The following is a 25,880-nucleotide window of genomic DNA, read 5'->3' as shown; positions in this document are numbered from 1 at the left end:
TTGGGTTTAATTCTTGCGCCTTACTCATTCCTTTTTTATGGAAATAAAATGAAATTTCTTGTGCTCTTGTTGTTGATTGGCGCTGTTTTTATGTTTATTTCCATCTTAAAAGCCAAGGCACAGGGGGCTGATACGGCAGGGGTATGGCCGTTTTATGCTAAAAATCCGCTCACCACGCCAGAGCAGGTGCTGTATTTCCGGCTGCTAAAAGCGATGCCAGAGCATATTGTGCTGGCGCAGGTGCAGCTATCCAGCTTGCTGGGGATTAAAAAAGGGAATAACTATCGCGCGTGGTTAAACCGGATTAACCGCATGAGCGCCGATTTTGTGGTGTGCAATAAGGATTCCAGCATCGTGGCGGTGATTGAGCTGGATGATGCCAGCCATCAGCGGCAGGATCGCCAGCTGGCTGATGCAAAGAAAGACAAAGCCTTAAGCTCGGCAGGGATTTCTGTCATTCGCTGGCAGGTGAAAAACTTGCCTGATGAAGCCGCAATTAGGGCTGCGCTCAGGCCGGTGATTACATTAGATGCCTGATGGTCAGTTTTGATTTAGAAAAAGCACTCTTTATTGGGTGCTTTTTTTATTTTCGGCGCGGCTGCTGTTGAATTGGTTTGATATTCACTAAGGGTTTTTCGGTATTAATACGGGAAACAAAGAGTAAAAAATTGTGTTATTCAGCGCTGCAAATTATGCCGTCATTGCAGTTTTCATGCCCCTCTTGTGATGAATATGCAACTGACTTTGTACAACTTCTCCTCCGTTTTTATTTGGTATATTTTCTTACAGCGCGCTCCGACCCAAGGCGCGTTAACGAGGAGCTTTACAATGAAACAACGCAGCATGTTAGCTGTTGTATTGGTACTGGCTTTAAGTGGTGCCGCACAAGCAAAAGACTTATTTAAAAAGAGCGAAGTAGAGGCTGCACTGACGGCCGCTTACGATAATTACAAAGGCTTGCAGGAAGGCAAAAACGCCGATTACATCCCCGCGCTGGCAAAGGTCGATCCAAAAGTATTCGGGATTGTGCTGGTGACGGCAGATGGCAAGGTTTACACCAAGGGTGATGTGACGACGGAAGTTTCGATTCAGTCTATCTCTAAGGTCTTTACTATGGCCAAGGTGATTGATGAGTCTGGTACTGACTCTATTCTGAATAACCAGGGCGTAGATGCCACTGGCCAGGCATTTAACTCTATTGTTGCGATTGAGCAAAACCGTGGCGCGGAAATGAATGCCATGGTGAACCCGGGCGCGATTGCCGCCACCAGTATGGTAAAGGGCGCAAATTACGATGAAATCTGGAGCAAGATTTTAGGTTATTACAACGATTTCGCGGGCCGCCATCTGACTGTTCTGGATGAAGTGTATCAGTCTGAAGCCGCCAGCAATCAGCGCAATCAGGCGATTGGCCGCTTGATGTATGCCTACGGTAAGATTAAAGCCGATCCGGATCGCGCAACAGATATCTATACCCGTCAGTGCTCGGTAGGCGTGAATGCCAAAGACCTTGCAATGATGGCCGCAACGCTGGCTAATGGCGGTAAAAATCCGGTTACCGGCAAGCAGGCATTAAAAACAGAAAACGTACCTGAAGTGCTGGCTGTGATGGCCACTGCCGGCCTTTATGATGATTCCGGTAAATGGCTGTACAAAACCGGCCTGCCAGCTAAGAGCGGCGTAGGTGGCGGGATTATCGCGGTTTCACCGGGTAAGTTCGGTATTGCTGTAATTTCACCTCCTTTGGATGGTGCAGGCAATAGCGTACGTGCTCAAAAAGCGATTGCAGATATCTCCAATGCATTAGGCGGCAATCCTTTGGCTGCGCAGCCATTGAAGTAATCCGTACTTTGCGTAAAGCATAAAAAATGGCCCGGCTGAATGCCGGGCCATTTTTTATAGCGCTGTTTGCTTAGTAAAGCGCCAAAATTCAATATTTGCATTTGCCTGCATTATTTCTGTGATTCATTTTCCGCATTGTTTTTCTTAATATTTAGCCACGCACCCATACTTTGATATGCGCGCTGGCATTCTTCTTTGACCAGATTTTCTAAATTTAAAAATGCATGGGGCAGGTCGGCAAAGTGCAGATGGTCTGATGCCACACCGGCTTTTTTCAGCCGGGCCAGATAGGCAATGCCTTCGTCCCTGAGCGGGCAAAATTCTGCGCTGATCACCAGCGTGGGGGGAAGATTGGCGCTGAATTCTGCAAAGAGTGGCGATGCCGCTTTTCTGTCTTCGTTATGCTGAAAATAGTTATTAAAGTACCAAGTCACTTTTTCTTTGGTGACTAAATAGCCAGTGCCATTTTCGTCCAGCGAAGGGGCGCTGAGTGTGTAATCCAGGCTGGGGTAAATCAAGAGCTGAGCGTGGATACGAATCGACGGATCAAATTGCGCGATGCTGGCAATGGTGGCAGACAGTGCACCACCGGCAGAATCGCCGCCAATGGAAAGCTGCCGTTTGTATTGCAGCTTGCGCTGATCCAGCACTTCCCAAATATGTTTAACCACTGAAAAAGCATCGTCTGCACCTGCCGGATAAGGGCATTCCGGGGCCAGCCGGTAATCAACCGACACCACAATATGCTGCGCTGCGATGGCGATTTTACGGCAAATGGCGTCGTACACCGTAATGCCGCCCGCCATATGCCCGCCACCATGAAAATAAACCAATACAGGCAGTGCGCGGCTGGGGTTGGGGTTGTAAATCCGCACCGGCACTTTATAGCGGGACGAGGGCACCAGGTCATCCTGTACCCAGGGGATGGGGGGGATGTCTGTGACAAAAACAGCCGTTAAATAAGCCAGCCCTTCACGAATATTGGTGCATGTAGGCTTATAGCCATTAGCCTGCAGCTTGCTGAGCTGCTGATTGAAAGTAGTAAGCCATGGGCTGATTTTGGGGCTGAGTTGTCGCATTGCTTATCTCGGTCAGTTTGTAAGAGGCTGGTCACTGGCAGGCTGCAGGCGCTTATTGCGCTATCCAGCCGCCATCAATATTCCACGCTGCACCGCGTACTTCTGCTGCAGCATCGCTGCATAAAAACAACAGTAGTGCGCCAATTTGCTCTGGCGTTACAAATACGCCCGAGGGTTGTTTTTCCAGTAAAAGCTGAGACTGAGCCTCGGCATAGCTGATGCCCTGCCGGGCCGCCTTGCTGGTGATTTGCTGCTCTACCAGCGGGGTGAGCACCCAGCCCGGGCATATGGCATTACAAGTAATGCCCGTTTGGGCCAGCTCTAAGGCAACCCCTTTCGTCAGCCCTATCATGCCGTGTTTGGCGGCCACATAGGCAGATTTATGAGTTGATGCTACCAAACCGTGTACAGAAACGATATTAATAATTCGTCCCCAATTATTTTTTTTCATGCCGGGTACCGCAAGGCGGGTGGTGTGAAAGCCCGCAGATAAATTCAGCGCAATAATGCTGTTCCAGCGCTCAGTAGAAAAATCCTCTACGGGGGCTAAATGCTGAATGCCCGCGTTGTTGACTAAGATATCAATGCTGCCGAATTCTTTTTCGGCATAGCGCATTAAATCGGCAATCTGATCAGGGTGGCTTAAATCTGCGCCGTGATAGATCACTTTGCCGCCAGCCTGCTCGACGAATTCTCTTGCCGCCAAAACATCGCCAAAGCCGTTCAGTACGACATTTGCACCTGCGTCAGAGAGTGCACGGGCAATGCCCAGCCCAATACCGCTGGTGGATCCGGTAATTAAGGCGCTTTTTCCTGATAAGGTTTTCATAACCGCCATTTCCTTTTGGGGGCTGCTTGCAGGCGGGGAGATGCCCCCGCCCGCAGAGGCGCTGCTTATTGAGGGATAGTCAGTGTGGTATTGCTAAAACGAATTGCATCGTTGCCCGGTATTGCAGCAAAAGCAGGCAGGGCGCTGGCATTTAAGTTGTCGTTTGCAGATGCACGCGGCGTTGTGCGCACCACCTGGCTGTCAGGCAATGCCGTACCGCTGTTCAGGTGCGCCCACATGGCATCCAGCGCGCGGCCTGCATATACATGCAGCGGGATAAAGCGGGTTGGAAAGCCGCTCAGGGCAAGGAAGGAATCAAAATGCTGGCCGTTGGTGACTTCGATATAGCGCAGCTTAGAGCCGCTGCCTTCCTGAGCCTGGTTGAGCGCGTAATAGGCGCGGGCAGCGTGGTTTACAGGGATCAGTGCATCAGAGCGCCCCGCCACAATAATGGTGGGTTTGCCATTAAGTTTTGCAGTGCGTTGCGCTTCTTTGATGCCAATAGCCACGCGGTCGGCCAGCAGTTTTTCATTGCCGGTCAGCGCTGCGCCGGTAAGGGGATTCAGTCCTGTGGCGAGTTTACGCAGGCAGATTGCACCGTCCAGATTGTAGTCAGCAGTATTCGTTGAGGCAGAAACCGACATGGCATCGGCTTTAGCGCCACCCACGGATAAATTATTAATGATGGATATCCCCGCCGTAGGGGGTACGCCGTTGCCGCTGCCAAAAATACCCGCCAGACTGTTGGCAAGCGGTGCAATTACATCGCCTGTGGTATTGGTGAAGGCGTAGCTGTAGCCGCAGATATTGTCTTTAACCGAAAAGCGCCCATAGGCATTAACGTAAGTCAGCGCCACGCCCAGTGTGGCGTTCAGCCCGTAATGGCTGGCGTGTAAAGCATCGGCCTCTGCCAGCCAGCCGGCAGCAATCAGCTTGTTATAGGCTTCGCTGGCTTGCGCTTCGAGCGTGCTGCCATTTAAAAAACCTTTGGCCGCCAGTGACGCGCAACGGGCGCTGCCCAGTTGCGGGGAAACTGCCGTACCCCAAGCCGAGTTTGCACCGCTTAAACGTGCCGATTGCACCGCGCAGGGCTGGTAAAGATTGGCGAGGGTGAAGTAATCAAGCAGCGGCAAGCCGATGGCGGGCATTTTATTGCTGCCTTGCAAAATACTGAGGCCCGCTGCTGAGGCGGGCTGCACCTGTGGCTCGCTCACCGCCACGCCATCGATTAAGCCTTTTGTATCCTGCTCGGCGGCGGCTAACGCAGCGCCGCCCCCATTGGATGCGCTGGCGGCAATCACGGTGACGGTGGAAGGCGTGGCGTAATCTGCTTTACGCAGACCAGCCTGAACAGTGGCGTATTTTTCGTTCAGCAGCCAGAAAGCAAATTCCACCGCCCGCAAGGTATCTCTGCCCCAGTCTTTTTCGGGGTTTTGCTGCGAGTGGGCGTGTTTGGATGCGATGCGATAAGGAAATTGCGTGTTAAAGCTGGCCAGCTCACTGCCTGATAAGCCCGCATCAAAATTACCGCCGCCAAAGCTGCGGTTGGCACGTGTGCCGTCGATTAAATTAACTGTATCGCTGCTTAAATCATGAATACCCGTGCCACTGCCTTTGTCGGTATAAGCCACCGCACAGCCATGTTTCAGCCCCCATTCGCCCGCCGCTGAAACCGCGCCATATACTCCGCGTGATCCGGATGAAGTTGCGGTGACCACGCAGGGTTTGCTTTGATTAAAGCGGGCGGGGATTTGCACCATCAGCGTTACATTTTGTCTGCCCGATCCATCGTCGCTGTAGGCGAGGTATTCCTCCCCTGCTATTTTGCCCTCGCCCAAAGTATCGTTGCCGCTGATATCAATATTAGGGCCGTACAGCCTGCCATAGCCGCCGCCGCTGCTGATATCAACAAGGGCGCGGTAATTATTATAAACAGCCGCCCGGCGCAGCTCGGCCGGGGAGGGCCTCGCCGGATCAGCAAAGGCGGGCAGGGGGAGTGCCAGGCCGCTTTTGCCTAAGCCTGCGGTCAGTAAATCATTGCTCACGCCATCAAAACTATTCTGGCTGACATTGCCCAGCCAGGATGGGCGGATATTGTTGTCAAAATAATCATTGCTATTGCAGGCCGATAATAAAACGACCATGCCAGTCAGGAGTAATCGCATTTCCTACCTCTTTGCCAATGATGGTGTGGTTTTTGGAGACGCAGTGTGGGTGAAGTTTTATGTGCGCTAAGTAATTTGGTTTTATCTCAGCAAACAATTAAAAAAACGTAATAACCGCGCTCATTGCATAAGGCTTTTTAAAGCACCCTTGAAACACGCCGGAGCAAGGAGCAAGCGGGGCGGGGGATCGCTTGGGAGCGAGGCAGCGAGCCAATCCCGCCCGCCGCCGGCCCGATTGGACCGCAGCAGGAGCCTTCGTGTTTTGAGTGTGTGGCTTGGCTTCGTTTCTTGGCCACACAAGGAAGGTCCAGCGGGATGCCCGCACCAAAATCAACGTGCCAAATGCACTAAAAAGGTTTTTTTGACTTTGCTTAGCGCACTTAGGTGATTACTCATCTTACAAATCCCGCTTCAGGCGATAAGCAATCTCACCCACAATGCCGCGCCTGAATGCCATCACGCACACCACAAACACCACGCCGATGGTGACAGTGACCCATGATCCGAACGAGGCCAGCTCGTGATGCAGCGTGCCCACCGTAACCGCACCTGCTACCGGCCCAAGCAGCGTTCCCATACCGCCGAGCAAAGTCATCAGTACAACCTCGCCGGACATATGCCAGGACACATCACTGAGCGAAGCCAGGCCAACCACCAGCGCTTTTGTTGCGCCAGCGAGGCCAGCTAAGGCGGCAGAGAGTACAAAGGTAGCAAGCTTGTAGCGATTGACTTGATAGCCTAATGACAAGGCGCGCGGCTCGTTTTCTTTAATGGCTTTAAGCACCATGCCAAAAGGCGAATGCACGGTGCGCCAGATCAGCCAGTAGCCGCCAAAGGTAATGGCCAGCACAAAGAAATACAGCGCCAGCGGTAATTGCTGCTGGCTCACGCTGACGGTGGCGGATAAATCGATTAAGCCAAATAAATGGCCTTTGGGTATGCCTTGTAAGCCATCTTCACCGCCGGTAAAAGGCATTTGCAAGCATAAGAAAAACACAATCTGCGCGAGTGCCAGAGTAACCATGGCAAAGTAAATGCCCTGGCGGCGAATGGCGATGCTGCCGATGGCCAGCCCCAGCAGTGCTGCGCCGCAGGTGGCAAATAAAATGCCCAGCTCCGGGCTTAGCCCCCAGTTTTTAATCGCATGGCCGCACAGATAGGCCGCGCTGCCAAAAAATGCGGCGTGGCCAAAGCTGAGTAAGCCACCAAAACCTAAAAGCAGATTAAAAGCACAGGCAAATAACGCAAAACACATCAGCTCCATGGCAAAAATGGGGTAGACCACAAAGGGCGCAATGGAAGCAAAAACGAGGGCCGCAATCCACGGTGTGAAGCTGGTTTTTTTTCTGGACAAGACGGCTGCCGGGACGAGTTGAACTATCGGTGCGTTCATCATGCTTCCTTACCAAAGAGGCCAGACGGGCGCCAGAGTAAAACCAGCGCCATCACAATAAAAATCACGGTGTTGGCCAAAGGCGGGTAGAACACTTTCACCAGCCCTTCCAACAGCCCCAGTGCAATGCCGGTAAGAATCGCGCCCATAATTGAGCCCATGCCGCCTATCACCACTACGGCAAATACGATAATGATTAAGTCTGACCCCATCCTGGGGCTGACTGAGTAAATTGGCGCGGCCACCACGCCTGCCAGCCCGGCCAAAGCCACACCCAGAAAATAGGTCAGCGTGCGTAATGACGGCACATCAATGCCAAAGGCGCGGGTGACATCCGGGTTTTCTGTGCCTGCCCGCAGGTGGGAGCCAAACTTGGTTTTTTCGATTAAGTACCAGACTGCAAAACAGACCGTCAGCGATAAAATAATCGAAAATAGCCGGTATTTAGGAAACACCATAAAGCCCAGGTTAACCGCGCCTTCCAGAATTTCCGGTTTTGCGTTGTAAGGCTCACCGGCCACATTAAAGTAATTGGTCAGCACGCCTTCAAAGATCAGCGCCAGCCCGAAAGTAAGCAAAAGCCCGTAAAGATGATCGACTTTATACAGACGGCTGAGCATGGTTTTTTCGATTAATACACCGAGCAAACCCACTACAGCCGGCCCCACAATCAGCGCTGTCCAGAACGACATCCGGATGCTTTCATCACCCAGAATCCGCCCCAGCTGGTCGTAGCCCAACAGCGCCACAAAAGCGCCCAGCATATAAAAAGCGCCGTGAGCAAAGTTAACCACATTGAGCATGCCAAAAATCACGGCAAGGCCAAGGCTGAGTAAGGCATAAAAAGCACCATTGTTTAAGCCGAGTAAGGCTTGCGACATGATGGCTTGCAAGGGAATGTCCATGCTCTACCTCAGAAATAATAAAAGAAGGTTCGCAGGATGGGTGGAGCCGTTCTGTGTGTGAGGTTGACCTCGCTCAGCGATACGGCGTACCCATCGTGCCTGGTAATGTTGATGGTTATCGCTTTGCTCCACTCATCCTGCGCAAGGCGCTTACTTTTTAATCAAATGACATTCGCTGCCAGCCAGCGGCTTGAAGGCGACATCACCGGGGATGGTGGCAACCAGCTTGAGCTGGTCCCACGCGCCTTTGGATTCGCTGGGTTTAAGCACTTCCACCAGATACATATCGTGCACCATGCGGCCGTCTTCACGGATCACGCCGTTTTTAGCAAAAAAGTCATTTACTTTGGTTTCACGCATTTTCTTCATCACGGCATCGGCATCATCGGTGCCTGCTGCTTTCACCGCATTTAAATAATGCAGGGTGCTGGAGTAAATACCTGCGTGATCCATCGTTGGCATAAAGCCCGCCTTGGCGAAGAATTTCTTACCAAAGGCTTCCATTTCAGGGCTCAACTCCCATGAGTAGGCCGTGGTAAATTTCATGCCTTGTGCGGCATTCAGGCCCAGCGCTTTGATATCGCTATCAAATACCAAGAGCCCCGCGATGGTTTGTTTCAGGCCAAATTCCTTAGCTTGCTTTACCGCGTTTACAAAATCGGCTCCGGCATTGGCAAGCCCGACCACTTTGGCCTTGGAGTCTTGCGCCTGAATCAGATAGGAAGAGAAATCGGTAGAGGAAAGCGGATGTTTTACCGTGCCCAGCACTTTACCGCCTGTGGCCGCCACAATTTTGCTGGCGTCGCTTTGCAGCGCTGCGCCAAAGGCGTAGTCAGCCTGCAGGAAATACCAGCTGTCTAAGCCTTGCTTCATTAGTGCGGTGGCTGTGCCTTTAGCAAGGGCGTAGGTGTCAAAAGCGTAATGCACGCCGTAAGGGCTGCATTCCTTGCCTGTCAGCGCGGTAGAGCCTGCACCGTTATTAATGGTGATGCGTTTTTTCTCTGCCCCCAGTTTTTGCACGGCAATGCCCACGCCAGAATTCAGCAAGTCGTTCACCATATCCACGCCCTGGGTATCAAACCATTCGCGTGCTTTGCCAGCACCAATGTCGGCTTTGTTCTGGTGATCGGCACTGACCAGCTCGATCGGTTTATCCAGTACCTTGCCGCCAAAATCCGCGATTGCCATTTGCGCCGCAATCACCGAGCCTTTGCCGCCCACGCTGGCATAAACGCCAGACATATCAGTGAGAATACCAATCTTGACCATGTCGCCAGATAAAGGACCGGCAAATGCGGCAGCAGGCAAGGCAAGTGCTAAAGCAAGAACAAGTGGTTTACAGCTTTGCATGGGGTGTATCTCCGTTAGAGGTCGGTCTTGCGGGGACTGCGGGAAGCTTGTTGTTTTAATCATCAAAATGGTTTTCGCAGGGGGCTCCTGTGTGAAATATTTCAAATGCTCAGTAAAAGACCTTTTTAGTGCCTTCGGCGCCTTGATTCAGGAGCCTGCGGGGCCTTCCTTTCTTGCTTCGCCAAGAAAGGAAGCCAGGCGACAACAGCAATGCACGAAGACCCCCGCTGCGGTCCAGTCGGGCGGGGGGCTCGTTTCCCGCTACGGCGTGTTTCAAGGGGAGGTTTAAGCCCGTGTCGGGAGCGTAGCCATCATCTGTTGCCTTTGTTTGCTGCTAATAACCAAACGGCTTGGCGCACATTGGATGCAATCCGCAAGCGATGTTGGATAAATATGCGGGTTGTCCCAGCGCTTTTGTATGTCGTTGGCGTAAATTGGGGGCTGTACTCAAACCCCAAGGTAATGATTCAGCCTGCCCGCGCTGGCAGACAGCTCGTCTGCGCTGACTGAATCCACTACCTGGCCGTGTTCAATCACGTAATGCCGGTCGGCGATGCCTGCAGCGAAGTGAAAATTTTGTTCGACCAGCACAATGGTGTAGCCGCGCTCTTTAAGCAGCTCTACTGTTTCGCCCAGCTTTTTAACAATCACAGGCGCTAAGCCTTCAGTGATCTCATCCAGCAGCAGAAGGCGTGCGCCGGTGCGTAAGATGCGTGCCATGGCCAGCATTTGCTGCTCGCCGCCGGATAATCGTGTGCCCTGGCTTTTGCGGCGCTCCCAGAGGTTGGGAAACAGCGTGTAAATCTCTTCTAAACTCATGCCATCGCTGCGCACTTTGGGTGGCAGGTTGAGGTTTTCTTCCACATTCAGGCTGGAAAAAATCGCCCGCTCTTCGGGGCACCAGCCCACGCCAAGGTGGGCTATTTTGTGTGTGGCCATGCTGATCACTTCGCGGCCATTCACCATGATCGATCCTGCGCGCTGGCCGGTGAGGCCCAGAATGGCTTTTAGTGTGGTGCTGCGGCCTGCGCCGTTTCGGCCCAGCAGCGTAATCAGCTCGCCACGGCGCACACCAAAATCAATGCCGTGCAAAATATGTGATTCGCCGTAAAAAGCGTGTAAGCCGCTTACACGCAACATTTCACCGCTGTGGTCCTGGCTGTTAAGCATGGAGTGTTTCCTGTGGGCTGGCGGGGATCGCAGGGCTGATGCCCAGATAAGCTTCCATCACGCGCGGGTCGGCCGACACGGTGGCGTAATCGCCTTCAGATAAATGCTGGCCACGGGCTAATACGGTGATTTTGTCCGCCAGGGTAGAAACCACTTTCAGGTTGTGCTCTACCATCAAAATGGTGCGCCCGACGGATGCGCGGCGGATCAGCGCGGTCACGCGCTCTACATCCTCGATGCCCATGCCCTGTGTGGGTTCATCCAGCAGCATTAATTTGGGTTTAAGTGCCAAAGTGGTGGCGATTTCTAATGCGCGCTTTCTGCCGTAAGCCAGCTCGCCAGCTAAAACATGCGAAAACTCGGCAAGACCTACTTCCTCCAGTAAATCCATCGCCGTATCAGTGAAAGCGTTCAGCTCTTGCTTAGAGCGCCAAAAGCGATGTGCGCCGCCATGTATGCGCAGCAGTGCCACACGGATATTGTCAAGCGCGCTCATATTGGGAAACACGGCAGAGATCTGGAAAGAGCGAATCAGCCCCTTGCTGGCCACTTCGGCAGGCTGGGCTGCCGTGATATCAGTGCCATCAAAAATAACCTGCCCGGAAGTGGGGGCCAGAAATTTAGTCAGTAAATTAAAAACGGTTGTTTTGCCTGCGCCATTAGGGCCAATCAAGGCATGGATGCTGCCATGCTCCACTTCAAGATGAATATCACTGACTGCCGCAAAGCCTTTAAATTCTTTACAAAGGCCGCGCGTTTGCAAAATAGGATCTGACATTGTGTTTATCCTTGTGCTGAAATGCAGGGCGCACTACTTATATTTTTTATGTGGTCAGCTTTTCTGAAGGGCGTATTAATATTATTTTATTTGTAGTAAAGCTGTAGTTATATAGTAAGCAGAATGTGTGCCAGCTTTAAGAAACAAGCAAATATGCGGTATGGTGAGTGTATTGAAGGATTCTTAGTCTACAAAACGAGACAAAAAATCGAAGATGGTGCGGTGAAATGAAAATAAAGTGATAAAAACCATCATAAGAGAGGGAGTCTATAAAATGAGACTGTAATCTCATTTCGTAGAAAGTCAGTTTTGTAATCGGGTACTGGCTGCAAAGAAGGATATTTAAGGGCCTGGTGCAATGAAGGTAAGCCGGTGATTATTTGTCCGGTTTAAACCCTGCAATCTTTTTATAAAGCGTGGCACGCGCAAGGCCCAGTTGCCTGGCGGCGGTGGGGATGTGCCCATTACAGTTTTTGATGGCGTCGCTGATGAGCTGTTGTTCAAAAGCCTGCATGGATTCGGCATGGGTTTTTGCGCTGCTGTGGCTGGGCTGGGTGCCGGGGTAGAGCAGCGGGGTCAGGTCTTCGGCTTCTAAAATGGCCTTGTCGCACAGCATGAGCGCGCGTTCCAGGATGTTGTGCAGCTCCCGCACATTGCCGGGCCAGGAGTATTGGGTCAGCAGGGCAATGGCAGAGGGGGCCAGACGATGCTGGCCAAGGCCGCTGGCAGCCAGTTTATTCATCATGGAATCGGCCAGCAGGGTCAGATCAGCCAGCCGGGCTCGCAGTGGCGGCAGCTCGATGGTCAGTACATTCAGGCGGTAGAATAAATCAGCCCTGAATTGCCCTTCAGCGATGAGCCTGGCCAGCGGAGCGGAGGTGGCGGCGATAATGCGTACATCGGAGCGTTGTATCTGATTAGAGCCCAGAGCTTCAAATTCCTTGTCCTGCAAAACCCGCAATAATTTAACTTGCAGCGCGGGCGGCATATCGCCAATTTCATCAAGAAACAGCGTGCCGCCGTGGGCGAGTTGAAACTTCCCAATACGGCCTTTTTTATCCGCGCCGGTGTAAGCGCCCGCGCTTGCGCCAAACAGCTCGGCCTCGAGCAGGGTTTCAGGGATGGCCGCCATATTGAGTGTAACCAGCGGCTTGTGAGCACGGGGCGAGGCGGCATGAATGGCGTGTGCCAGCACTTCTTTGCCTGTGCCGGTTTCGCCAAGTAATAAAATGGGTGCATCTCTTTGGGCTGCCCGCAGGGCCTGGCGTTTTAATTCCTGCACCGCATCGCATTCTCCAATAAAGTGGCCCAAAGAATATTTAGCGCGCCGTGCCTGGGCGAGCGATTCATGCGCCACGGCCAGCTCTTTTTGCAGGCTGGAAAATTTAGCGACTAAGGGTGCAAGCGATTGAATTTCATCAAATAAGGCAAAGCCAATGGCGCCAATCAGCTTGCCTTGCGGATCTTTCAGCGGCAAGCGGGTAACCACCAGCGTTCTGTCAGGGGCCTCCATTAAATCTAATAAGATAGGCTGGCCGGTTCTGAGCACTTCTCTGAGCTGGCTTTGCGGAATCACTTCTTCTACGGCCTTGCCCATTGCAGTGGCCGGGTCTTTAAAGCCAAACCGATCGGCATAGCGGGCATTAATCCAGACGATTTTGCATTGCTCATCCACAATCACCGTGCCTTCAGAATTGTCTTCTAAAGTGCGAAATAAAGATTGCAATGCTAATTGCCGCTCATTATGGCCATCTGTTAATGAGGCTGGAAAAACATCCGTCATTGTTTTTAACCCCCTGCTTGCTGTTATGCCAATACCTTAACACGCAGGGGGCAATTCGCTTTATTGCGGCACTATTCCGGCCTGAATCTGTTGCACAAAATTAGCTGATGAATAATCCCAATGCCATCAGCCATGCGATCCAAGAGCAAAATGTGCTGATTAAAAAATAACGAATCAGTTTTTGAATGCCTGCCATGCGTAATGTTAAAGCACGCGGCGGGGTGTTTATGCCAAAGAGGTTGTTTAATGCTTTATCCAGCGGCTGCAGATCTGCTTCGCTTTGCAGCTGATTAAACAGTTTTTCATCTAAGGTGATGCGCCAGTAAAAATAATACTGAATTGCAGCGCCAAGGCTGCCTGCGATCAGCAGCCCTGTTTCTGCTTTGCTGAGAATATGGCTGGCAGCCAGCCAATAGCTGATTAAAAATAAAAATGGCGTGGGCCAGATCAGGTTTTTGCAGGAAGAGAGCACTGCTGCGCTTAATTTAAAAATAAGTGATTCTTCAGTATTCATTGCATACCATCACAAAGCCGGGCTAATTGATTTAATTGGGCGTTATTTAATACAAACCGGCTGCGTTTTGTTTGTAAAAAGGCCACGGCCTCATCAATATCTTTGGCTTGCCGGCTGATTACCAGCCATGCCAGCACGACCGCAGCGCTTCGGGTCATACCAAGGGCGCAGTGAACGAGTACGGGCTGAGGCATGGATTGCAGCATGTGCACGCAGTCGCTTAGGGTTTGCTGATCGGGCAGTTGTAAATCCAGCAGCGGGCAGGAATGATAAATTGCCCCAGCCGGTGCCTGCTTGTCGTATTCGGCGGCCAGATCCAGAACGGATTTAAAGTGTGGATTGGCAGCTGCGCTGATGGGGCCCAGCCAGACGCCCTGGCTGATTTCTTCGGCAGCAGGCAGCGATTTTAATAAATAACGGTGCACCTGCTGCGTGACAATAGCGTAAGGCCAGAGCAAAACCTGTGCTGAAAAACGTCTTTGCCCATGATCTTTTTGCATTACTTCCGGCCCCAGCCCAAGATAGGCCGCGGTGAGAATCAGCAAAGAAGTGACCGGCCAGAGCAGCAGCCAGGCCCAGCCCTGCAGGCAGGCAATGGCCATGGATAAGAGCAGTGCTCCGGCAAAATAGCGCAGGGCGAGCCTTGGCGAGTATTGCCGGGGCTTTGCTGCAAACAGGCGCACGCCGGGGCTGGGCAATAAATAGCAAACGATAAAGCCCAGCAAAAACCCGCTGGGTATATCCCAGAAATGATGTTGCCATGTGGTTAATACCGATAGGCCGATGAGGGCAAACCAGATGTGCAGCAAAGGCCGCCAGCGTGCAGGGATATGAACGGCATAGCGCAGCCAGAGCACGGTAAGCAGGCCGATATGCAGCGAGGGAGCCTGATTAAAGGGCTTGTCAAAGCCCATTAAGAGTGTAAACAGCTGGCCAAAAAAGCCGTCCAGCTCCGGGCGCTCAAAGCTGAAACGCAGCGGAAACAATACAAAAAATAAGCAAGAGAGCAGCGATGTGGCTAAAAGGCGCCTGGCGTGGGTATTAAGCTCGCTACGGCTGGTGCATATAAACAGAGAAATGCCATAGAGCAGATCAATGCTCCAGTAAGGCACGATGGTCCAGGGCCAGAGCGGGATATGCCGCTCCCAGCTCATCGCAATGCTGCCTACCTCGGCCGGGGGCAGGGAGGCGGTGTAATGATTGGCCGCCCCGTAAAAAATAAAGAAACCCGGCCCCAGTACCAGCAGCCACAAAAGGGCGAGCCGCCACGGGCGCGGCTCTTTTACCTCGCTGTTTAAAGCTGAACTCATTTATTTTTAACCCGGCGTGCAAGGCTGACAGTAAAGATGCCCCATTCATCAATGCGCTGGGTGATTTTTTCAAAGCCTGCCTGCTCAACCAGCTGATCCATCTCGTATTGGGTGCGGCGGCGCATAATCCAGTCTGCTCCGCCCCTGTGGCTGCTCAGGGTGCGGGCAATCAGCTCCAGCTGCGGATGCCATGGCTGATTGGTGTAAACCAGAAAACCGCCATCGGGCACGGCCTCAGCAAGCCCCGCCAGCGAGGCTTTAATCGGTGCGTTTTCTGGGAATAATTCGTAAAGGCCTGAAACTACGGCCAGCGTGGGCGCAGGAGAGAGGCTGGCTAAACTGGCCTGATCAAACGCATCGCCCTGCTGAAAATCGGCCAGATGCGTTAAACCTTTTTCTTTGATCAGCTCTTTGCCTGCTTCTACATTAATCGGGCTGTAATCCCGCAATAAAACACGGTCGATTTTATGGCCGGCAATGGCGTCCAGAATATAGCGGCCATGCCCTGCGGCGATATCCACAATCCTGACGCTTTGCTTATCCTCTGTCAGCGATTTAATCGCAAGGCCAATGAGTTCTTCCAGGTTGACTTTGCGCTGGCGTATGCCTTTCCAGCCTACGCTGTCCAGATAAGTGCGATCGCCAAAGCGGCCCAGCGGGGTGCGTCCTGAAGTTTTGTTTTTATAGACATAATCTAAGGTACTGCCCGAATCAAAACCAGTTTCCCAACCCAGTCGGATGCCGTCTGATAATTTGCCCACGGTAGAGAGCGATAAGCGGGTGAGTGCAAAGTGCCAGTGTTTCAGGGTAAGGGGCGAGCCACTTTGCTGCAGCTGTTGATATTCACTGGCGGTATAGCCGCTTGTGTCTGCATGGCTTAAATCCACTTTGGCGACGCCCGCTTCCACTTTATGAATAAAGCTGCGGATTAGCGTAAAAGCCTGGGCGCGGTCTTTTTCGCCCAGGGTATCGTGATAAAAACCCTCAAGCGTATGTATTTCTTTGCACGGGCTGCCTAAGCGTTCAAAGAATGTACGCTGCGGTGCCTGATGCACTACAAAATCAGCACCTGAAATCAAAAGCTGGGTTGGGGTTTGGATCGCACCTGCATCGGCAATAATCCGCCCGGCTGTATCGTAAAGGCCCAGCAGGATATTGACTGAAATAGGCCGGGCAATCAGCGGATCAGTATTGTAGGAGGCAATGCGCTCCGGGTCATGCGTCAGAAACCTGGCTTTTACATAAGAATTAACATAAAAATTGCCGCACAGTTTTTCCATCAGCCGCAGGCCGGGGCGGGCCAGAGGCACGTAAAGCTTCACTTTAAAAGCCGGGGACGCCAGGATCAGTGCGCGGATTTTGGGTGCGTAATCGTGTACCCAGGTTGATGCCAGTACCGCGCCCACGCTTTGCGCGATGACGATGATTTCTTCCATGGCGTAGCCATAAGTCTGGCAAAGATAGTGAATAAACGTATCCAGATCGCGCACGGTGGTGCCAAGACTGGGGCTGTAGCCGCGCGGCCCGCTGTTCTGGCCGTGTCCGCGGGCATCCCATGCAAAAAAGGGCGTGTCTGTCATGCCCAGCTCATCCACAATATGCTGCAGCCGGCCAGAATGCTCATGCCCTCGGTGCAGCAGCACAATGGCGCGGCGTGCTGCGGTACTGGTGGCTGGCCAGTGCCGGTAAAAAAGCGAGCTTTGATCAAAGCTGTTAAATGTTTTTTCCTGAGGCGTGCGCATAAAGGAGTCCTGTTTATTGAATTGGGCAGTGCGTGCCTGGCGCTATTGAGGGCCGGGGGCGGAGAGCATGGTTTTTTGCTTTAAATTAAGCAGGGCATCTTTGATGGAGGCCCGGAACAGCGCTTTTTCGGGCAGCCAGGGCAGGGCGCGGCCTATGGCGATATCTACAAAAAAAGGAATAGGGAACCATTGCCCTTTGCCCATCGCGCGGCCCAGCCCGTTTAAATAAACCGGCACAACCGGTATCTGCGGAAAATCACGATATAAATACCAAATGCCGGATTTGATTTCGGAAAGCATCTCTGGCTCGCCGCGTGTGCCTTCAGGAAACAAAATCAGAATACGCCCCTGACTGAGTGCTTCTTTACAGCCTGAAAGCGGATCAAACCCTGCAGCAGCGCCACCCCGGACCACGGGGATAATGCCCACAACCTCGGTGGCAAACCAGGCAAATAAGCGGTTTTTTAAAAAGTAATCGGCGGCGGCGGCAGGCTGCACATTCGAAATAAGCGCCAGGGGAAACAAGCTGTATAAAGCCAGAATATCAAGATGGCTATTGTGATTGGCCAGCACAATAGCCGGCCCTTTTAAAGGCAGACGCTCCTGATGCCGTACGGTGACACCAAACCACAGCCTGACAAGAGGCCTTGCCAGTAATAATACAAACAGGATTCTTAAAAAACGCTTCATAGGCTTAGTAATATAAGTAATGGGTGTAATGAAAAAACAGGGGCGCGGTATAGGTCAGAGAATCCAGCCGGTCTAAAATGCCGCCGTGCCCTGGCAATAAGCGGCCGGAATCCTTTACCCCGATATCACGCTTGACGGCAGAAATCACAATGTCGCCAATAAAGCCCATTACACCAATCAGTAAACCGGCTAATGCCGCGTGCAGCGGGGAAAAGGGCGTGAGTAAAGGCCCAAGCAGCCAGCCCAGCAGGCAGGTGGTGAGTGCGCCGCCCAGAAAGCCTTCCAGTGTTTTATTGGGGCTGACTTTGGGCGACACCTTGTGCTTGCCCAATGATTTTCCCCACAGATATTGGGCCACATCATTAAGCTGAGTGAGCGCCACTAAGTAAAACAGCAGCATAGGGCCATGCTCTGCCTTGCCGATGCCGGTTAAAAGGGGCAGGGCAAGCACGGCGCCCATATGGCTTAAGCAAAATACGCAGATCATCAGCCCCCATTGCAAGGAGGCGGCGGCTTTCAGAAAGCCCTGTGTTTCGCCGACTAAAACCATACGCATCGGCACAAATAAAAAGACATAAACGGGAATAAAAATAATAAACATCCCGTACCAGTGAATACCCAGCCAGTAATATTGCAGCGGAATACATAAATACGCCCAGAACAGCACCACATGGTCGGCGGTACGGGTAGAGCAAAGCGTCAGATATTCCTTCAGTGCGAGGAAGCTGACCAGCCCAAGCACCACCAGGGCAATGGGCATATTGCCCAGCAGCGTTAAAGAAAAGCACGCCACAATCCACCACCAGGTGCGGATACGCAGCTTTAGCTCCAGCCAGTTTTTTTGTGGGTAGCGCTTACCTAAAACAAACAGGGTAAGACTGGCTGTAATCAGCAGGGCAAATACGCCTTCCAGTGCGGTAATGAGCGCAGGGGGTAACAGCAGATTAATCATCATGATCTCGCTAATATTCCTTTGGCGCGGTTTACACAGGTCCACAGCATCAGCACCGCAGTCACTGCAAAGAGCGCGCTGGTCCATGCAGCAAGCGCAGGAAAAAATCCAAAGAAGAGCGCAAAGCCTCCGTAAACAAAGGCCCGGTCGCTTTTACCCATGGGCCCGTCGTAGCGCCTGGTTGCGCCCATTGAGGGGCCCAGCACGCCAATAAACTCGGTTAAAAATGCCAGAAAAACGGCCACAATAATCCATGCAGGCTGATTACTGATCAGACAAAAAGGCAGGTAAAGCGCGATATCAGAAACCACATCGCCCACTTCATTCAAAATGCCGCCCAAGGCCGATTGCTGATTGAATTCGCGCGCCAACATCCCGTCTATTGCATTAAGCGCCATCCGCAGCAGCAAAAATAAGGGCAGGATCAGCCAGGGCAGGCGGGAATCAGATTGCAGGCTCAGCCAAAGCCCCATCAGCATGGAGGCCGTCATGGCAAATAAGGTGACTTGATTGGCGCTGATACCCAGGCGGGCGATCAGGGTGCACAGCGGCCTGAGCAGAGATTGAAACCGGGATTTTAATTGATAGATGCTGGGCATTTGAGTGCAGTGAGGCTCGGTTTATTGAGTGCTGAATAGATAAAACACGCATTGTGTTTTTGTAAGTTTTGTGTATGTTTTTATCTAGTTTGAATGTAAATTATTGTCTATGCAACTGTTTTTATGCACTATTTCAAGCAGGCTTACGCCCGGTATTTGCAGCGTTATGGCAATAAGATATTCATTGTATTGTTGGTGAGTGGACTGTTTGTTTAAGAATAATCGCCAAATCAGCGCATTTTTCCGGGCCTGCTGATCGGGGTTGAGGCAATATCAATCTGAAGTTGCGGGGAGTGCCACTATTTTTGCTTTCATTGGCCTGGCTGCATTATTACGCTCAATTGTTATACCTGGTTCTTAAGCAGGCAGAATCGGGCCATAAAAAGATTGCCGGTGGTGAATAAAACGCTGGGTGAAACAGAACTTATAAAATGGATAAATAAAAAAGGCATGCCATTTTGACATGCCTTTTAATCTTTTAAATCATGGCTTTATTTTTGAAATAATTCCTTTTCCGCAGCCGGGCGCGTTCTTGGCTGGGCCGAGATGGCTTTCATAAATTCAAACAGGGCGTTGATTTCGTTTTTGCTTAGCCCGAGTGATTTAATTTCCGGCGAAGTTTTTGGGAAGTTTGGATCGAATTTATCTAATCCTGTTGGCAATGTTTGTACCATGCCTGCGTTATACATGGCTAAAACGCCCACGCCATTGCCCATAGAAAACAAGCCATTATGCATATAATTGCCGCTGTAAATAATATCGCGCAGCATTGGCGTGCGGAATTTTCCGATATCGGCCGGGTTTTTCGTGACGTTATAGCGGCCCAAATCTTCTAATTCACGGCCGTAATAATGCAGGCCATTGCTGTGATACTGGTTATCCGACATTAAAGGCGTGTTGTGGCAATTAATGCAGCGCGCTTTGGTGCGGAATAATTGCAGGCCCCATAGCGCGTCATTGCTCAGCGCCTTGCGATCGCCTTTTAAGAAACGATCGAAATCACTTTCCTGGCTGGTAATGGTGCGCTCAAAAGTGGCGATAGCTTTAGCAATGCGCTCAGCATTAATGGTTTGATCGCCAAAGGCTGCGGTAAACAGCGCGGCGTATTCCGGGGCTGCGGCAATTTTGTAAGCTGTCTGGCTCAGGCTCTGGTGCATTTCCAGCGGATTGCTGATCGGGCCGGTGGCTTGTTCTTCCAGCGATTTGGCGCGGCCATCCCAGAATAATTCTTTAACGTAAGCGGTGTTGATAATGGTCATCGCATTACGGCTGCCCAGCTGGCCCACGTGGCCTTCGGATAATTCTTTCGGGTCGCTCCAGCCATTTTTAGGATCATGGCAGCTGGCGCAAGAGATTAAGTTATTGCGTGAAAGCCGAGGATCAGCAAACAGCTTTTCACCCAGTGCTACTTTTTCTGGCGAGTAGGGGTTATTCGCGGGGAAAGCCGGGGCGGGCAGCAGGCCTAAATCGGCAAAGCCTTCTCTGGTACTGGCATCCAGCGTGGGCGCAGGCCAGTTGGGCTGGGTGCTGCTGCCTGGCTGATAGCGTGAATATTGATCGCGCCAGCTGGCAAGTTCCGCATCGCCTGGGCGAGTGTTCGGGCCGGTGGGTACTCGCTCAAAGAAAGGACGGGCGGTTTGTGAAATCAGCACCACACGCGCAGCGGCTGGATTCTGCGCGTTGGGTGAATTGGCTGAAATGCTGCTGAGTTTGTCTGCGGTGCCTGCCCAGTAGTTCGCCTTGCTATCCAGAAAAGGCATGGTTTGGCGCAGCTCGGTGTTTTCTGCATCCAGTGCCATGGTGAGGATTTTGCTCATTTCGGCAGTGGTGGGTAAACGCCAGTTGCTTACGCCACACGCCCCTGCATTGCTGGTGGCCAGCAATGTTTTAACCTGCTCCGGGCTGAGGCTTTGATTAGCGGGCGCGTTTTTATCTGAAGGAGTTAGCAGGCGCATTTCTGCTTTTTGCTTATTGCTCAGCAAAGCCCGGTCGTTGATATCCACGCAGGCGTAAGGCTGGCCAATTTTTGGCAATTTTCCTTCATTGGTCAGCGGAATATAGTTCGGGTCTTCCTGATCCTCTTTACTTGGTGCATCAGGGATCATCGGGCCGCGCACCAGGCGCAGTGCGCCGTAACGCTCTTTGGCCAGCAAAGTAGAATCGAGTGTTTTATGCGTGTCGTTAAACCATACCGCTAAAAAGCCCTGCACTTTTCTGAGCGTATCGCTCCAGTAGAAAATAGGCTCGGCATCGGGGAAGGCACGGCGGTCAATGGCGGCCAGCTGCTTAGCCGCATCATACTGCGAAGGATCAAGCAGGGTTTTTAGCTCGGCTTCGGTTGGGGTGCGCCAGTCTTCAAAGCCGCATAGTCTGGCTTCGTTTACTTTTTCGCTGTAGTCCCCTGCAGTGCAGACTTCTAAGCTTGAATCGCACTGACCTGCATTTGTTGCTCCGCGCACCATAGCGGGCAGGTAGCGGTGCCTGGCAGCACGTAAGCCATCAGTGGTTTTAACCTCCCAGCTTAAGCCTGTCTGGCTGTCTGCCACACAGCCAGCGCGGGTGGCTTCATCACTGAGTGTTGCACCGCTTGCTTCATCTTTGCGGGTATAGCGCTGGGCGGGCTTCACGCCGCTGATGGCCTGCATGCTTAAATTATAAAACTGACGCGCATATTCAGCGCTGACCAGCGTATGTGCCACGCCGCTGGCATCGATTAATTCTGAAATGTCAGCAGACTGAATGGCCTGCGCTTTAACAAAGCGTGCCGCATCGCTGGCGGCAATCTGAATGCCATTGTTGCCGTTGTCGTCTTCATCCAGCGTCAGCAAAAGCTGCATGATTTTGTGTGCACCCACTTCGCTGCCGGCCAGCGTCAGCGGTGTGATGGCGGCACCCGCGGCCACCTTGCCCAGCTCCAGCGCGCCTATACGAAACGTAACGTTTTCGCCTTCAAGATACTGATACTCGCCATTGGCCGTCGTGCGGCCATGCTGGCTGGGCGTATCGTAATCAAGGCCGGAGATATTCTGTAAGCGGCCTGTTTTGATTTCTGGCGAAGAATCGCTGCTGCAGGCGGTAAAAAGGGAGAGAGAACAAAGGAGGGTAGCGAGGTGACGCAGTTTCATTGTGGAATACGAATAATTATCAATTCAAGATTGTACGCCGGAGATATTCTATTTGGCTATCGATTTGTAAGTTAGGGGTGCGAGAATCTTACTGATAAGAAGGGGGATGATGGCTGGGTCTGGTGCTTGAAAGGAGTGCAAGTTGTTTTTCCTGCACTCCTTCAATGGCAAGGCCGGGTTTATGCCGCGGCCATTCTGCCGCTCATTAAGTATTCGATCAGCTCGCGCACAGGGCGGATGGCTTCTCCGAAGGGGAGGCTGCCGTTGCCTCTGAAAAACAAGCCTTTATCGACTTCGCCGTTCATGGCAGAGGCGAGTTTGAGGTCGATGCAAAATTGGCCGACTTTGCTAAGGCCATCCTTCAGGCCGCAGTGGCTCAGGCAATCCATGCGCTGGGTGCAGCGGCGCGGATCGGCTTTGGCAATGGCTTGCAAATGGCTTTCGCGACGCAGATATTGTTTCAGCCATGGGGTGGCAACAGCACGGGCTGGCAGGCCGGCTACGCTGACAAACTCGGCCAGATCGCTGGCTTTAGCATTGATCAGGGTTTGTTTAAAGTTGATATGCGCATCACCCTCCTCGCATACGGCAAAAGCCGTGCCCAGCTGTACCGCATCGGCACCATGATTGAGCCAGTGGCTGACTTTATCGTGGCTGTCTATGCCGCCTGCCACAATCAGCCGGGGGGCGTCACGGCCCAGACCCAGCTCGGCAAAAAGGGCATGGCAATCGGCCAGCACCCTGGCAAAATCAAAGCGTACATCATGTACATCGCTGATACGGGCCGCGCCTAAATGGCCGCCGGCATGACCAGGGTGCTCAATCACAATGGCATCGGCCTTGCGGCCTTTTTTAAGCCACTTCTTTAAAATAATCGCCACGCCACGCGCATCTGACAAAATCGGGATAAGTGCCACTTTGGGGTGATCGCTCGTCATTTCGGGTAAATCAACCGGCAGGCCCGCGCCCATCACAATGGCGTCTGCACCGCTTTCACAAGCTTGTTTTACAAGGGCAACATGATCCCGAACGGCTTTCATGACATTCACGGCAATCATGCCGCAGCCATTGGCAATCTCTTTAGCGGCGCGAATTTCCCTGTCCAGGGCGGTTAAATTGGTTTTGTTGATCAGATCCGCATCAAGGCAGCGATGTGTTTGGGCCATTAAATCGGGGTGGTGCTGGCGTAAATCCACACTGGCAATGGTGCCAATGGCGTTTTCTTTTGCAACGGCTCCGGCGAGTTTATGAGCCGAAATACCTACGCCCATGCCGCCCTGAACAATGGGTAAGAGGCTGTGGCCTGAAATCTGAAGTGGTTTAAAACGCATTATTTTTATCCTTACGTAGGTAAGGACCAGCTTATGCTCTCTGTGAGTTTGCGTATTGCTCAGGGTCAAGTGTGTCTGTTGCGGCAGATTTGCATGTGTGCATCAGGCTTGGGGATAAATCGCCCAATGTTTGCGGTTTCCATTATGATAACTGTTGGTCTTTGTAAGTTTATTCACTTAGGGGCATAAGATGGCTGAAGAAGCAGCGGTAGCAGGAGGCTCGCAAGATGCTTTTCTGGAAGAAAAAGCATTCGAATCCCGTTTTGTTTTTATTATTGGCAGCATTAACGACGTATTGGCAAAAGATACGGCACGGCGCCTGATTGCTTTGGCTACCGAATCGGCCAAGCCCATTAATGTGCTGATTTCATCGCCTGGCGGCCATGTGGAATCGGGTGATGTGATTCATGACATTATCAAATTTATTCGTGCGCCGGTGAATATGATAGGCAGCGGCTGGGTGGCCAGTGCTGGGGCACACATCTTCCTTTCTGTGCCTAAAGAGCGAAGGGTGTGCCTGCCCAATACGCGCTTTTTGATTCATCAGCCCAGCGGCGGCATGGGCGGATCTGCCTCTGATGTAGAGATTCAAGTCAAAGAAATCATCCGCATGCGTGAGCGAATTGCTGCGGTGATCGCGAAAGAAACCGGCCAGAGCTTGGAAAAAGTGCTCAACGATATTGAGCGCGATTACTGGATGAATCCGGAAGAAGCGATTGAATACGGCCTTGTTTCACGCGTCATTCAAAGCCACTCCGATTTGGAGTAATCGCCAGTTTGCCAGCAACAGCCCTCAGTGATTACTGAGGGCTGTTGTTTTTTATGCGCAGGCAGGCAGAGTCATCTGGCTGAATGCCGGGCAATTTTGTAAGGATTGCTGCAGTGCCGTTTGTGATCTGCGGCAGGCCACAATATGCATACGATTTGCGGCGGCTGCGGCGCGGTAGTTTTTCATGACGTTATGACCTAAAAAGTCGGTAAATAAAATCATGATATCCATGTCTTTTAAACAGCCGGGCTTGCGCTGATGCGCTGGATTTCTGCCGGTAATGTGCTCGCCTATCGTAATACCATACAAGGCAAGTAATTTTGGAATATGGCCAAGGTGATCGGCACCTACAATATATGCTTGCATATTTGCCCTTTATTCGAAAGGTATGCAGTCAGCGTAGCAGTTCTTTATAGTTCTATTTAGACTATTAAATTTGATTTATATATCGATATGTAATTTGCATGCAGAGGCTGCTTTTCATGCTCAGGCTGTGGGCATGGAGCGAGAGGTTTGCATATACTGAATTTAGCCTGGAGGAAGCCATGTCTTATTTGCATATTCGCAGCTATCGTCCCGAAGACGCCTCACAATTGCATCATGTCTATTACACCAGTATTCATCAGTTCTGCCGGAATGATTACACCCCGGCGCAGTTGGATGGCTGGGCGCCAAAGACGTTTGATCCTGTGTGCTGGGGGAAAATTCTTGAGGGGCTGATGCCAAGGGTGGTGGAGTGCAAAGGCCAGTTGGTGGCTTATGCAGATTTGCAAAAAGACGGGCTGATCAGCCACTTTTTTGTGCATGGCGACTGGCAGGGCAAGGGCATAGGCAAGCGCCTGCTCAGGCATTTGGAAGACAGGGCGTTTGAAAAGAATCTGCCAGAGGTATCCAGCTTTATCAGCATCAGCGCCCAGCCTTTTTTTCTGGCGCATGGCTTTACTTTAGACCATACACTTTCAACTGAAGTGCGCGGGCAGTGGATTGAAAATGCCTTGCTGCGAAAACGAATTTTGCCGCCATCCCCGTTGTAAACTTCCCTGTATCAGTGCTGAGTATTGCTGTCCAGCCGGTACAGTAAGCCCATCTCCTGGGCAATTTTAAATCTCCCCTTTACTTGCATTCTGTCAGTGCTCACTTTGACTGGCTGCTGACTGTTCACCAGCACCATTTCTTCTGCGCCGCCGGGCATACAGGTGGCACAAGTGGGCTGCTTCGCAGACAAAATAAAGCGCCGCACTTTCTCCCCGGATTGCAGTGGAAACATAAACCCGGCCAGCCTGATGTCTTTTTGCTCCAGCGATTTGATGGCCGGGTCAAAGATGGTTTCTTTATCCCCGAATAATCCCTGCCTGATTTCAACTTTGGCTAAAAGTGACCAGCTCACCAGATTGTCTTCGGCATTAAAAGCCAAAGATGCGAGCAGGCCCGCTAAGGCGAGCAGACTAAGAGTAAGGATGAGTTTGTGCATACTTGGGGGGGGGGGCTTGTTTGGGCTGATTATAAAGTGACTTCAGCTGGCCTTTACAGAAAGCCAAACCTTAAACCACAGAG

The 25,880-nt window shown here is 51.9% G+C and carries 23 protein-coding genes; 4 read left to right on the top strand and 19 right to left on the bottom strand.

The genetic code is table 11. From position 1 onward, the window contains the following. The first annotated feature begins 48 nt into the window (after window positions 1-48). Window positions 49-537: a DUF2726 domain-containing protein gene (locus tag HA050_RS05285; protein WP_166823009.1), complete on the top strand. Its 489-nt coding sequence runs from the start codon at window positions 49-51 to the stop codon at window positions 535-537. 291 nt (window positions 538-828) lie between these two features. Further along, entirely contained in the window at window positions 829-1,842 is a 1,014-nt protein-coding gene (gene glsA, locus HA050_RS05280; protein ID WP_099397586.1) for a glutaminase A, read from the top strand. A 110-nt stretch (window positions 1,843-1,952) separates the two neighbouring features. On the opposite strand, the gene HA050_RS05275 is transcribed toward glsA, so the two are convergent. The 17 genes from HA050_RS05275 to HA050_RS05195 all read right to left on the bottom strand — a co-directional run bounded on the left by HA050_RS05275 (window position 1,953) and on the right by HA050_RS05195 (window position 23,557). Continuing rightward, window positions 1,953-2,921, bottom strand: a complete 969-nt coding sequence (locus HA050_RS05275) for an alpha/beta hydrolase (RefSeq protein ID WP_166823008.1) — start codon at window positions 2,919-2,921, stop codon at window positions 1,953-1,955. Between the two features lie 52 nt (window positions 2,922-2,973). Further along, window positions 2,974-3,750, bottom strand: a complete 777-nt coding sequence (locus tag HA050_RS05270) for a 3-hydroxybutyrate dehydrogenase (RefSeq protein WP_166823005.1) — start codon at window positions 3,748-3,750, stop codon at window positions 2,974-2,976. Window positions 3,751-3,815: 65 nt separating this feature from the next. After that, the gene (locus tag HA050_RS05265) at window positions 3,816-5,915 is read right to left on the bottom strand and encodes a 3-hydroxybutyrate oligomer hydrolase family protein (protein ID WP_166823003.1); all 2,100 of its coding nucleotides are present in this window, start codon (window positions 5,913-5,915) and stop codon (window positions 3,816-3,818) included. A 397-nt stretch (window positions 5,916-6,312) separates the two neighbouring features. Next, a complete protein-coding gene (locus HA050_RS05260; RefSeq protein ID WP_205836300.1) occupies window positions 6,313-7,308 on the bottom strand; it encodes a branched-chain amino acid ABC transporter permease in 996 nt (331 codons plus the stop codon). Further along, window positions 7,308-8,213: a branched-chain amino acid ABC transporter permease gene (locus tag HA050_RS05255; protein WP_166822998.1), complete on the bottom strand. Its 906-nt coding sequence runs from the start codon at window positions 8,211-8,213 to the stop codon at window positions 7,308-7,310. Before HA050_RS05255 ends, HA050_RS05260 begins: the two co-directional genes overlap by 1 nt. 150 nt (window positions 8,214-8,363) lie before the next feature. Beyond that, window positions 8,364-9,563 (bottom strand): ABC transporter substrate-binding protein, encoded by a 1,200-nt coding sequence (locus tag HA050_RS05250; RefSeq protein ID WP_205836299.1) that lies wholly within the window; start codon window positions 9,561-9,563, stop codon window positions 8,364-8,366. Between the two features lie 447 nt (window positions 9,564-10,010). Next, complete coding sequence (locus HA050_RS05245; protein ID WP_166822992.1) at window positions 10,011-10,733, bottom strand: ABC transporter ATP-binding protein; 723 nt, start codon at window positions 10,731-10,733, stop codon at window positions 10,011-10,013. Continuing rightward, window positions 10,726-11,511: an ABC transporter ATP-binding protein gene (locus tag HA050_RS05240; RefSeq protein ID WP_166822989.1), complete on the bottom strand. Its 786-nt coding sequence runs from the start codon at window positions 11,509-11,511 to the stop codon at window positions 10,726-10,728. Before HA050_RS05240 ends, HA050_RS05245 begins: the two co-directional genes overlap by 8 nt. Window positions 11,512-11,887: 376 nt before the next feature. After that, window positions 11,888-13,294 (bottom strand): sigma-54 interaction domain-containing protein, encoded by a 1,407-nt coding sequence (locus tag HA050_RS05235; protein WP_166822986.1) that lies wholly within the window; start codon window positions 13,292-13,294, stop codon window positions 11,888-11,890. A 100-nt stretch (window positions 13,295-13,394) separates the two neighbouring features. After that, a complete protein-coding gene (locus HA050_RS05230) occupies window positions 13,395-13,808 on the bottom strand; it encodes a hypothetical protein (RefSeq protein ID WP_166822983.1) in 414 nt (137 codons plus the stop codon). After that, entirely contained in the window at window positions 13,805-15,118 is a 1,314-nt protein-coding gene (locus tag HA050_RS05225; protein WP_166822980.1) for a phosphatase PAP2/dual specificity phosphatase family protein, read from the bottom strand. Before HA050_RS05225 ends, HA050_RS05230 begins: the two co-directional genes overlap by 4 nt. Beyond that, window positions 15,115-16,860 (bottom strand): bifunctional alpha/beta hydrolase/class I SAM-dependent methyltransferase, encoded by a 1,746-nt coding sequence (locus HA050_RS05220; protein ID WP_166822977.1) that lies wholly within the window; start codon window positions 16,858-16,860, stop codon window positions 15,115-15,117. The genes HA050_RS05225 and HA050_RS05220 overlap by 4 nt, the downstream gene beginning before the upstream one ends. Before the next feature lie 42 nt (window positions 16,861-16,902). Then, complete coding sequence (locus HA050_RS05215) at window positions 16,903-17,550, bottom strand: lysophospholipid acyltransferase family protein (protein WP_166822975.1); 648 nt, start codon at window positions 17,548-17,550, stop codon at window positions 16,903-16,905. Between the two features lie 4 nt (window positions 17,551-17,554). Next, window positions 17,555-18,505, bottom strand: coding sequence for a phosphatidate cytidylyltransferase (locus tag HA050_RS05210; RefSeq protein ID WP_233702912.1), 951 nt, complete (start codon window positions 18,503-18,505; stop codon window positions 17,555-17,557). Further along, entirely contained in the window at window positions 18,502-19,101 is a 600-nt protein-coding gene (locus HA050_RS05205) for a CDP-alcohol phosphatidyltransferase family protein (RefSeq protein WP_166822972.1), read from the bottom strand. The genes HA050_RS05210 and HA050_RS05205 overlap by 4 nt, the downstream gene beginning before the upstream one ends. Window positions 19,102-19,592: 491 nt before the next feature. Continuing rightward, a complete protein-coding gene (locus HA050_RS05200; RefSeq protein ID WP_166822969.1) occupies window positions 19,593-22,226 on the bottom strand; it encodes a cytochrome c peroxidase in 2,634 nt (877 codons plus the stop codon). Window positions 22,227-22,405: 179 nt separating this feature from the next. Next, a complete protein-coding gene (locus HA050_RS05195; protein WP_166822967.1) occupies window positions 22,406-23,557 on the bottom strand; it encodes an NAD(P)H-dependent flavin oxidoreductase in 1,152 nt (383 codons plus the stop codon). Between the two features lie 190 nt (window positions 23,558-23,747). On the opposite strand from HA050_RS05195, the gene HA050_RS05190 reads away from it, so the two are divergent. Then, the gene (locus tag HA050_RS05190) at window positions 23,748-24,326 is read left to right on the top strand and encodes an ATP-dependent Clp protease proteolytic subunit (protein ID WP_166822964.1); all 579 of its coding nucleotides are present in this window, start codon (window positions 23,748-23,750) and stop codon (window positions 24,324-24,326) included. A 51-nt stretch (window positions 24,327-24,377) separates the two neighbouring features. Here the strand turns inward: HA050_RS05190 and HA050_RS05185 are convergent, their stop codons facing one another. Continuing rightward, window positions 24,378-24,692: a DUF2325 domain-containing protein gene (locus HA050_RS05185; protein ID WP_166822961.1), complete on the bottom strand. Its 315-nt coding sequence runs from the start codon at window positions 24,690-24,692 to the stop codon at window positions 24,378-24,380. Window positions 24,693-24,871: 179 nt separating this feature from the next. Here HA050_RS05185 and HA050_RS05180 point away from each other — a divergent pair, with 179 nt between their 5' ends. After that, complete coding sequence (locus HA050_RS05180) at window positions 24,872-25,360, top strand: GNAT family N-acetyltransferase (protein WP_166822958.1); 489 nt, start codon at window positions 24,872-24,874, stop codon at window positions 25,358-25,360. 11 nt (window positions 25,361-25,371) lie between these two features. Here the strand turns inward: HA050_RS05180 and HA050_RS05175 are convergent, their stop codons facing one another. Beyond that, window positions 25,372-25,797 (bottom strand): DUF3299 domain-containing protein, encoded by a 426-nt coding sequence (locus HA050_RS05175; protein WP_166822956.1) that lies wholly within the window; start codon window positions 25,795-25,797, stop codon window positions 25,372-25,374. Between the last annotated feature and the right edge of the window lie 83 nt (window positions 25,798-25,880).

Source organism: Iodobacter violaceini (assembly GCF_011601265.1).
Classification (GTDB): Bacteria; Pseudomonadota; Gammaproteobacteria; order Burkholderiales; family Chitinibacteraceae; genus Iodobacter; species Iodobacter violaceini.
The sequence above is the reverse complement of the archived record's forward strand: the minus strand, read 5'-3'. Positions and strand labels throughout refer to the sequence as shown.

Bases quoted from the DNA above. Each gene is read 5' to 3' on its own strand.
- HA050_RS05265 (WP_166823003.1), bottom strand. From the start codon at position 5,915: ATGCGATTACTCCTGACTGGCATGGTCGTTTTATTATCGGCCTGCAAT.
- HA050_RS05230 (WP_166822983.1), bottom strand. From the start codon at position 13,808: ATGAATACTGAAGAATCACTTATTTTTAAATTAAGCGCAGCAGTGCTC.
- HA050_RS05260 (WP_205836300.1), bottom strand. From the start codon at position 7,308: ATGAACGCACCGATAGTTCAACTCGTCCCGGCAGCCGTCTTGTCCAGA.
- HA050_RS05180 (WP_166822958.1), top strand. From the start codon at position 24,872: ATGTCTTATTTGCATATTCGCAGCTATCGTCCCGAAGACGCCTCACAA.
- HA050_RS05235 (WP_166822986.1), bottom strand. From the start codon at position 13,294: ATGACGGATGTTTTTCCAGCCTCATTAACAGATGGCCATAATGAGCGG.
- HA050_RS05285 (WP_166823009.1), top strand. From the start codon at position 49: ATGAAATTTCTTGTGCTCTTGTTGTTGATTGGCGCTGTTTTTATGTTT.
- HA050_RS05215 (WP_166822975.1), bottom strand. From the start codon at position 17,550: ATGAAGCGTTTTTTAAGAATCCTGTTTGTATTATTACTGGCAAGGCCT.
- HA050_RS05240 (WP_166822989.1), bottom strand. From the start codon at position 11,511: ATGTCAGATCCTATTTTGCAAACGCGCGGCCTTTGTAAAGAATTTAAA.
- HA050_RS05175 (WP_166822956.1), bottom strand. From the start codon at position 25,797: ATGCACAAACTCATCCTTACTCTTAGTCTGCTCGCCTTAGCGGGCCTG.
- HA050_RS05255 (WP_166822998.1), bottom strand. From the start codon at position 8,213: ATGGACATTCCCTTGCAAGCCATCATGTCGCAAGCCTTACTCGGCTTA.
- HA050_RS05205 (WP_166822972.1), bottom strand. From the start codon at position 19,101: ATGCCCAGCATCTATCAATTAAAATCCCGGTTTCAATCTCTGCTCAGG.
- HA050_RS05270 (WP_166823005.1), bottom strand. From the start codon at position 3,750: ATGAAAACCTTATCAGGAAAAAGCGCCTTAATTACCGGATCCACCAGC.
- HA050_RS05275 (WP_166823008.1), bottom strand. From the start codon at position 2,921: ATGCGACAACTCAGCCCCAAAATCAGCCCATGGCTTACTACTTTCAAT.
- HA050_RS05250 (WP_205836299.1), bottom strand. From the start codon at position 9,563: ATGCAAAGCTGTAAACCACTTGTTCTTGCTTTAGCACTTGCCTTGCCT.
- HA050_RS05190 (WP_166822964.1), top strand. From the start codon at position 23,748: ATGGCTGAAGAAGCAGCGGTAGCAGGAGGCTCGCAAGATGCTTTTCTG.
- HA050_RS05225 (WP_166822980.1), bottom strand. From the start codon at position 15,118: ATGAGTTCAGCTTTAAACAGCGAGGTAAAAGAGCCGCGCCCGTGGCGG.
- HA050_RS05210 (WP_233702912.1), bottom strand. From the start codon at position 18,505: ATGATGATTAATCTGCTGTTACCCCCTGCGCTCATTACCGCACTGGAA.
- HA050_RS05245 (WP_166822992.1), bottom strand. From the start codon at position 10,733: ATGCTTAACAGCCAGGACCACAGCGGTGAAATGTTGCGTGTAAGCGGC.
- HA050_RS05195 (WP_166822967.1), bottom strand. From the start codon at position 23,557: ATGCGTTTTAAACCACTTCAGATTTCAGGCCACAGCCTCTTACCCATT.
- glsA (WP_099397586.1), top strand. From the start codon at position 829: ATGAAACAACGCAGCATGTTAGCTGTTGTATTGGTACTGGCTTTAAGT.
- HA050_RS05185 (WP_166822961.1), bottom strand. From the start codon at position 24,692: ATGCAAGCATATATTGTAGGTGCCGATCACCTTGGCCATATTCCAAAA.
- HA050_RS05220 (WP_166822977.1), bottom strand. From the start codon at position 16,860: ATGCGCACGCCTCAGGAAAAAACATTTAACAGCTTTGATCAAAGCTCG.
- HA050_RS05200 (WP_166822969.1), bottom strand. From the start codon at position 22,226: ATGAAACTGCGTCACCTCGCTACCCTCCTTTGTTCTCTCTCCCTTTTT.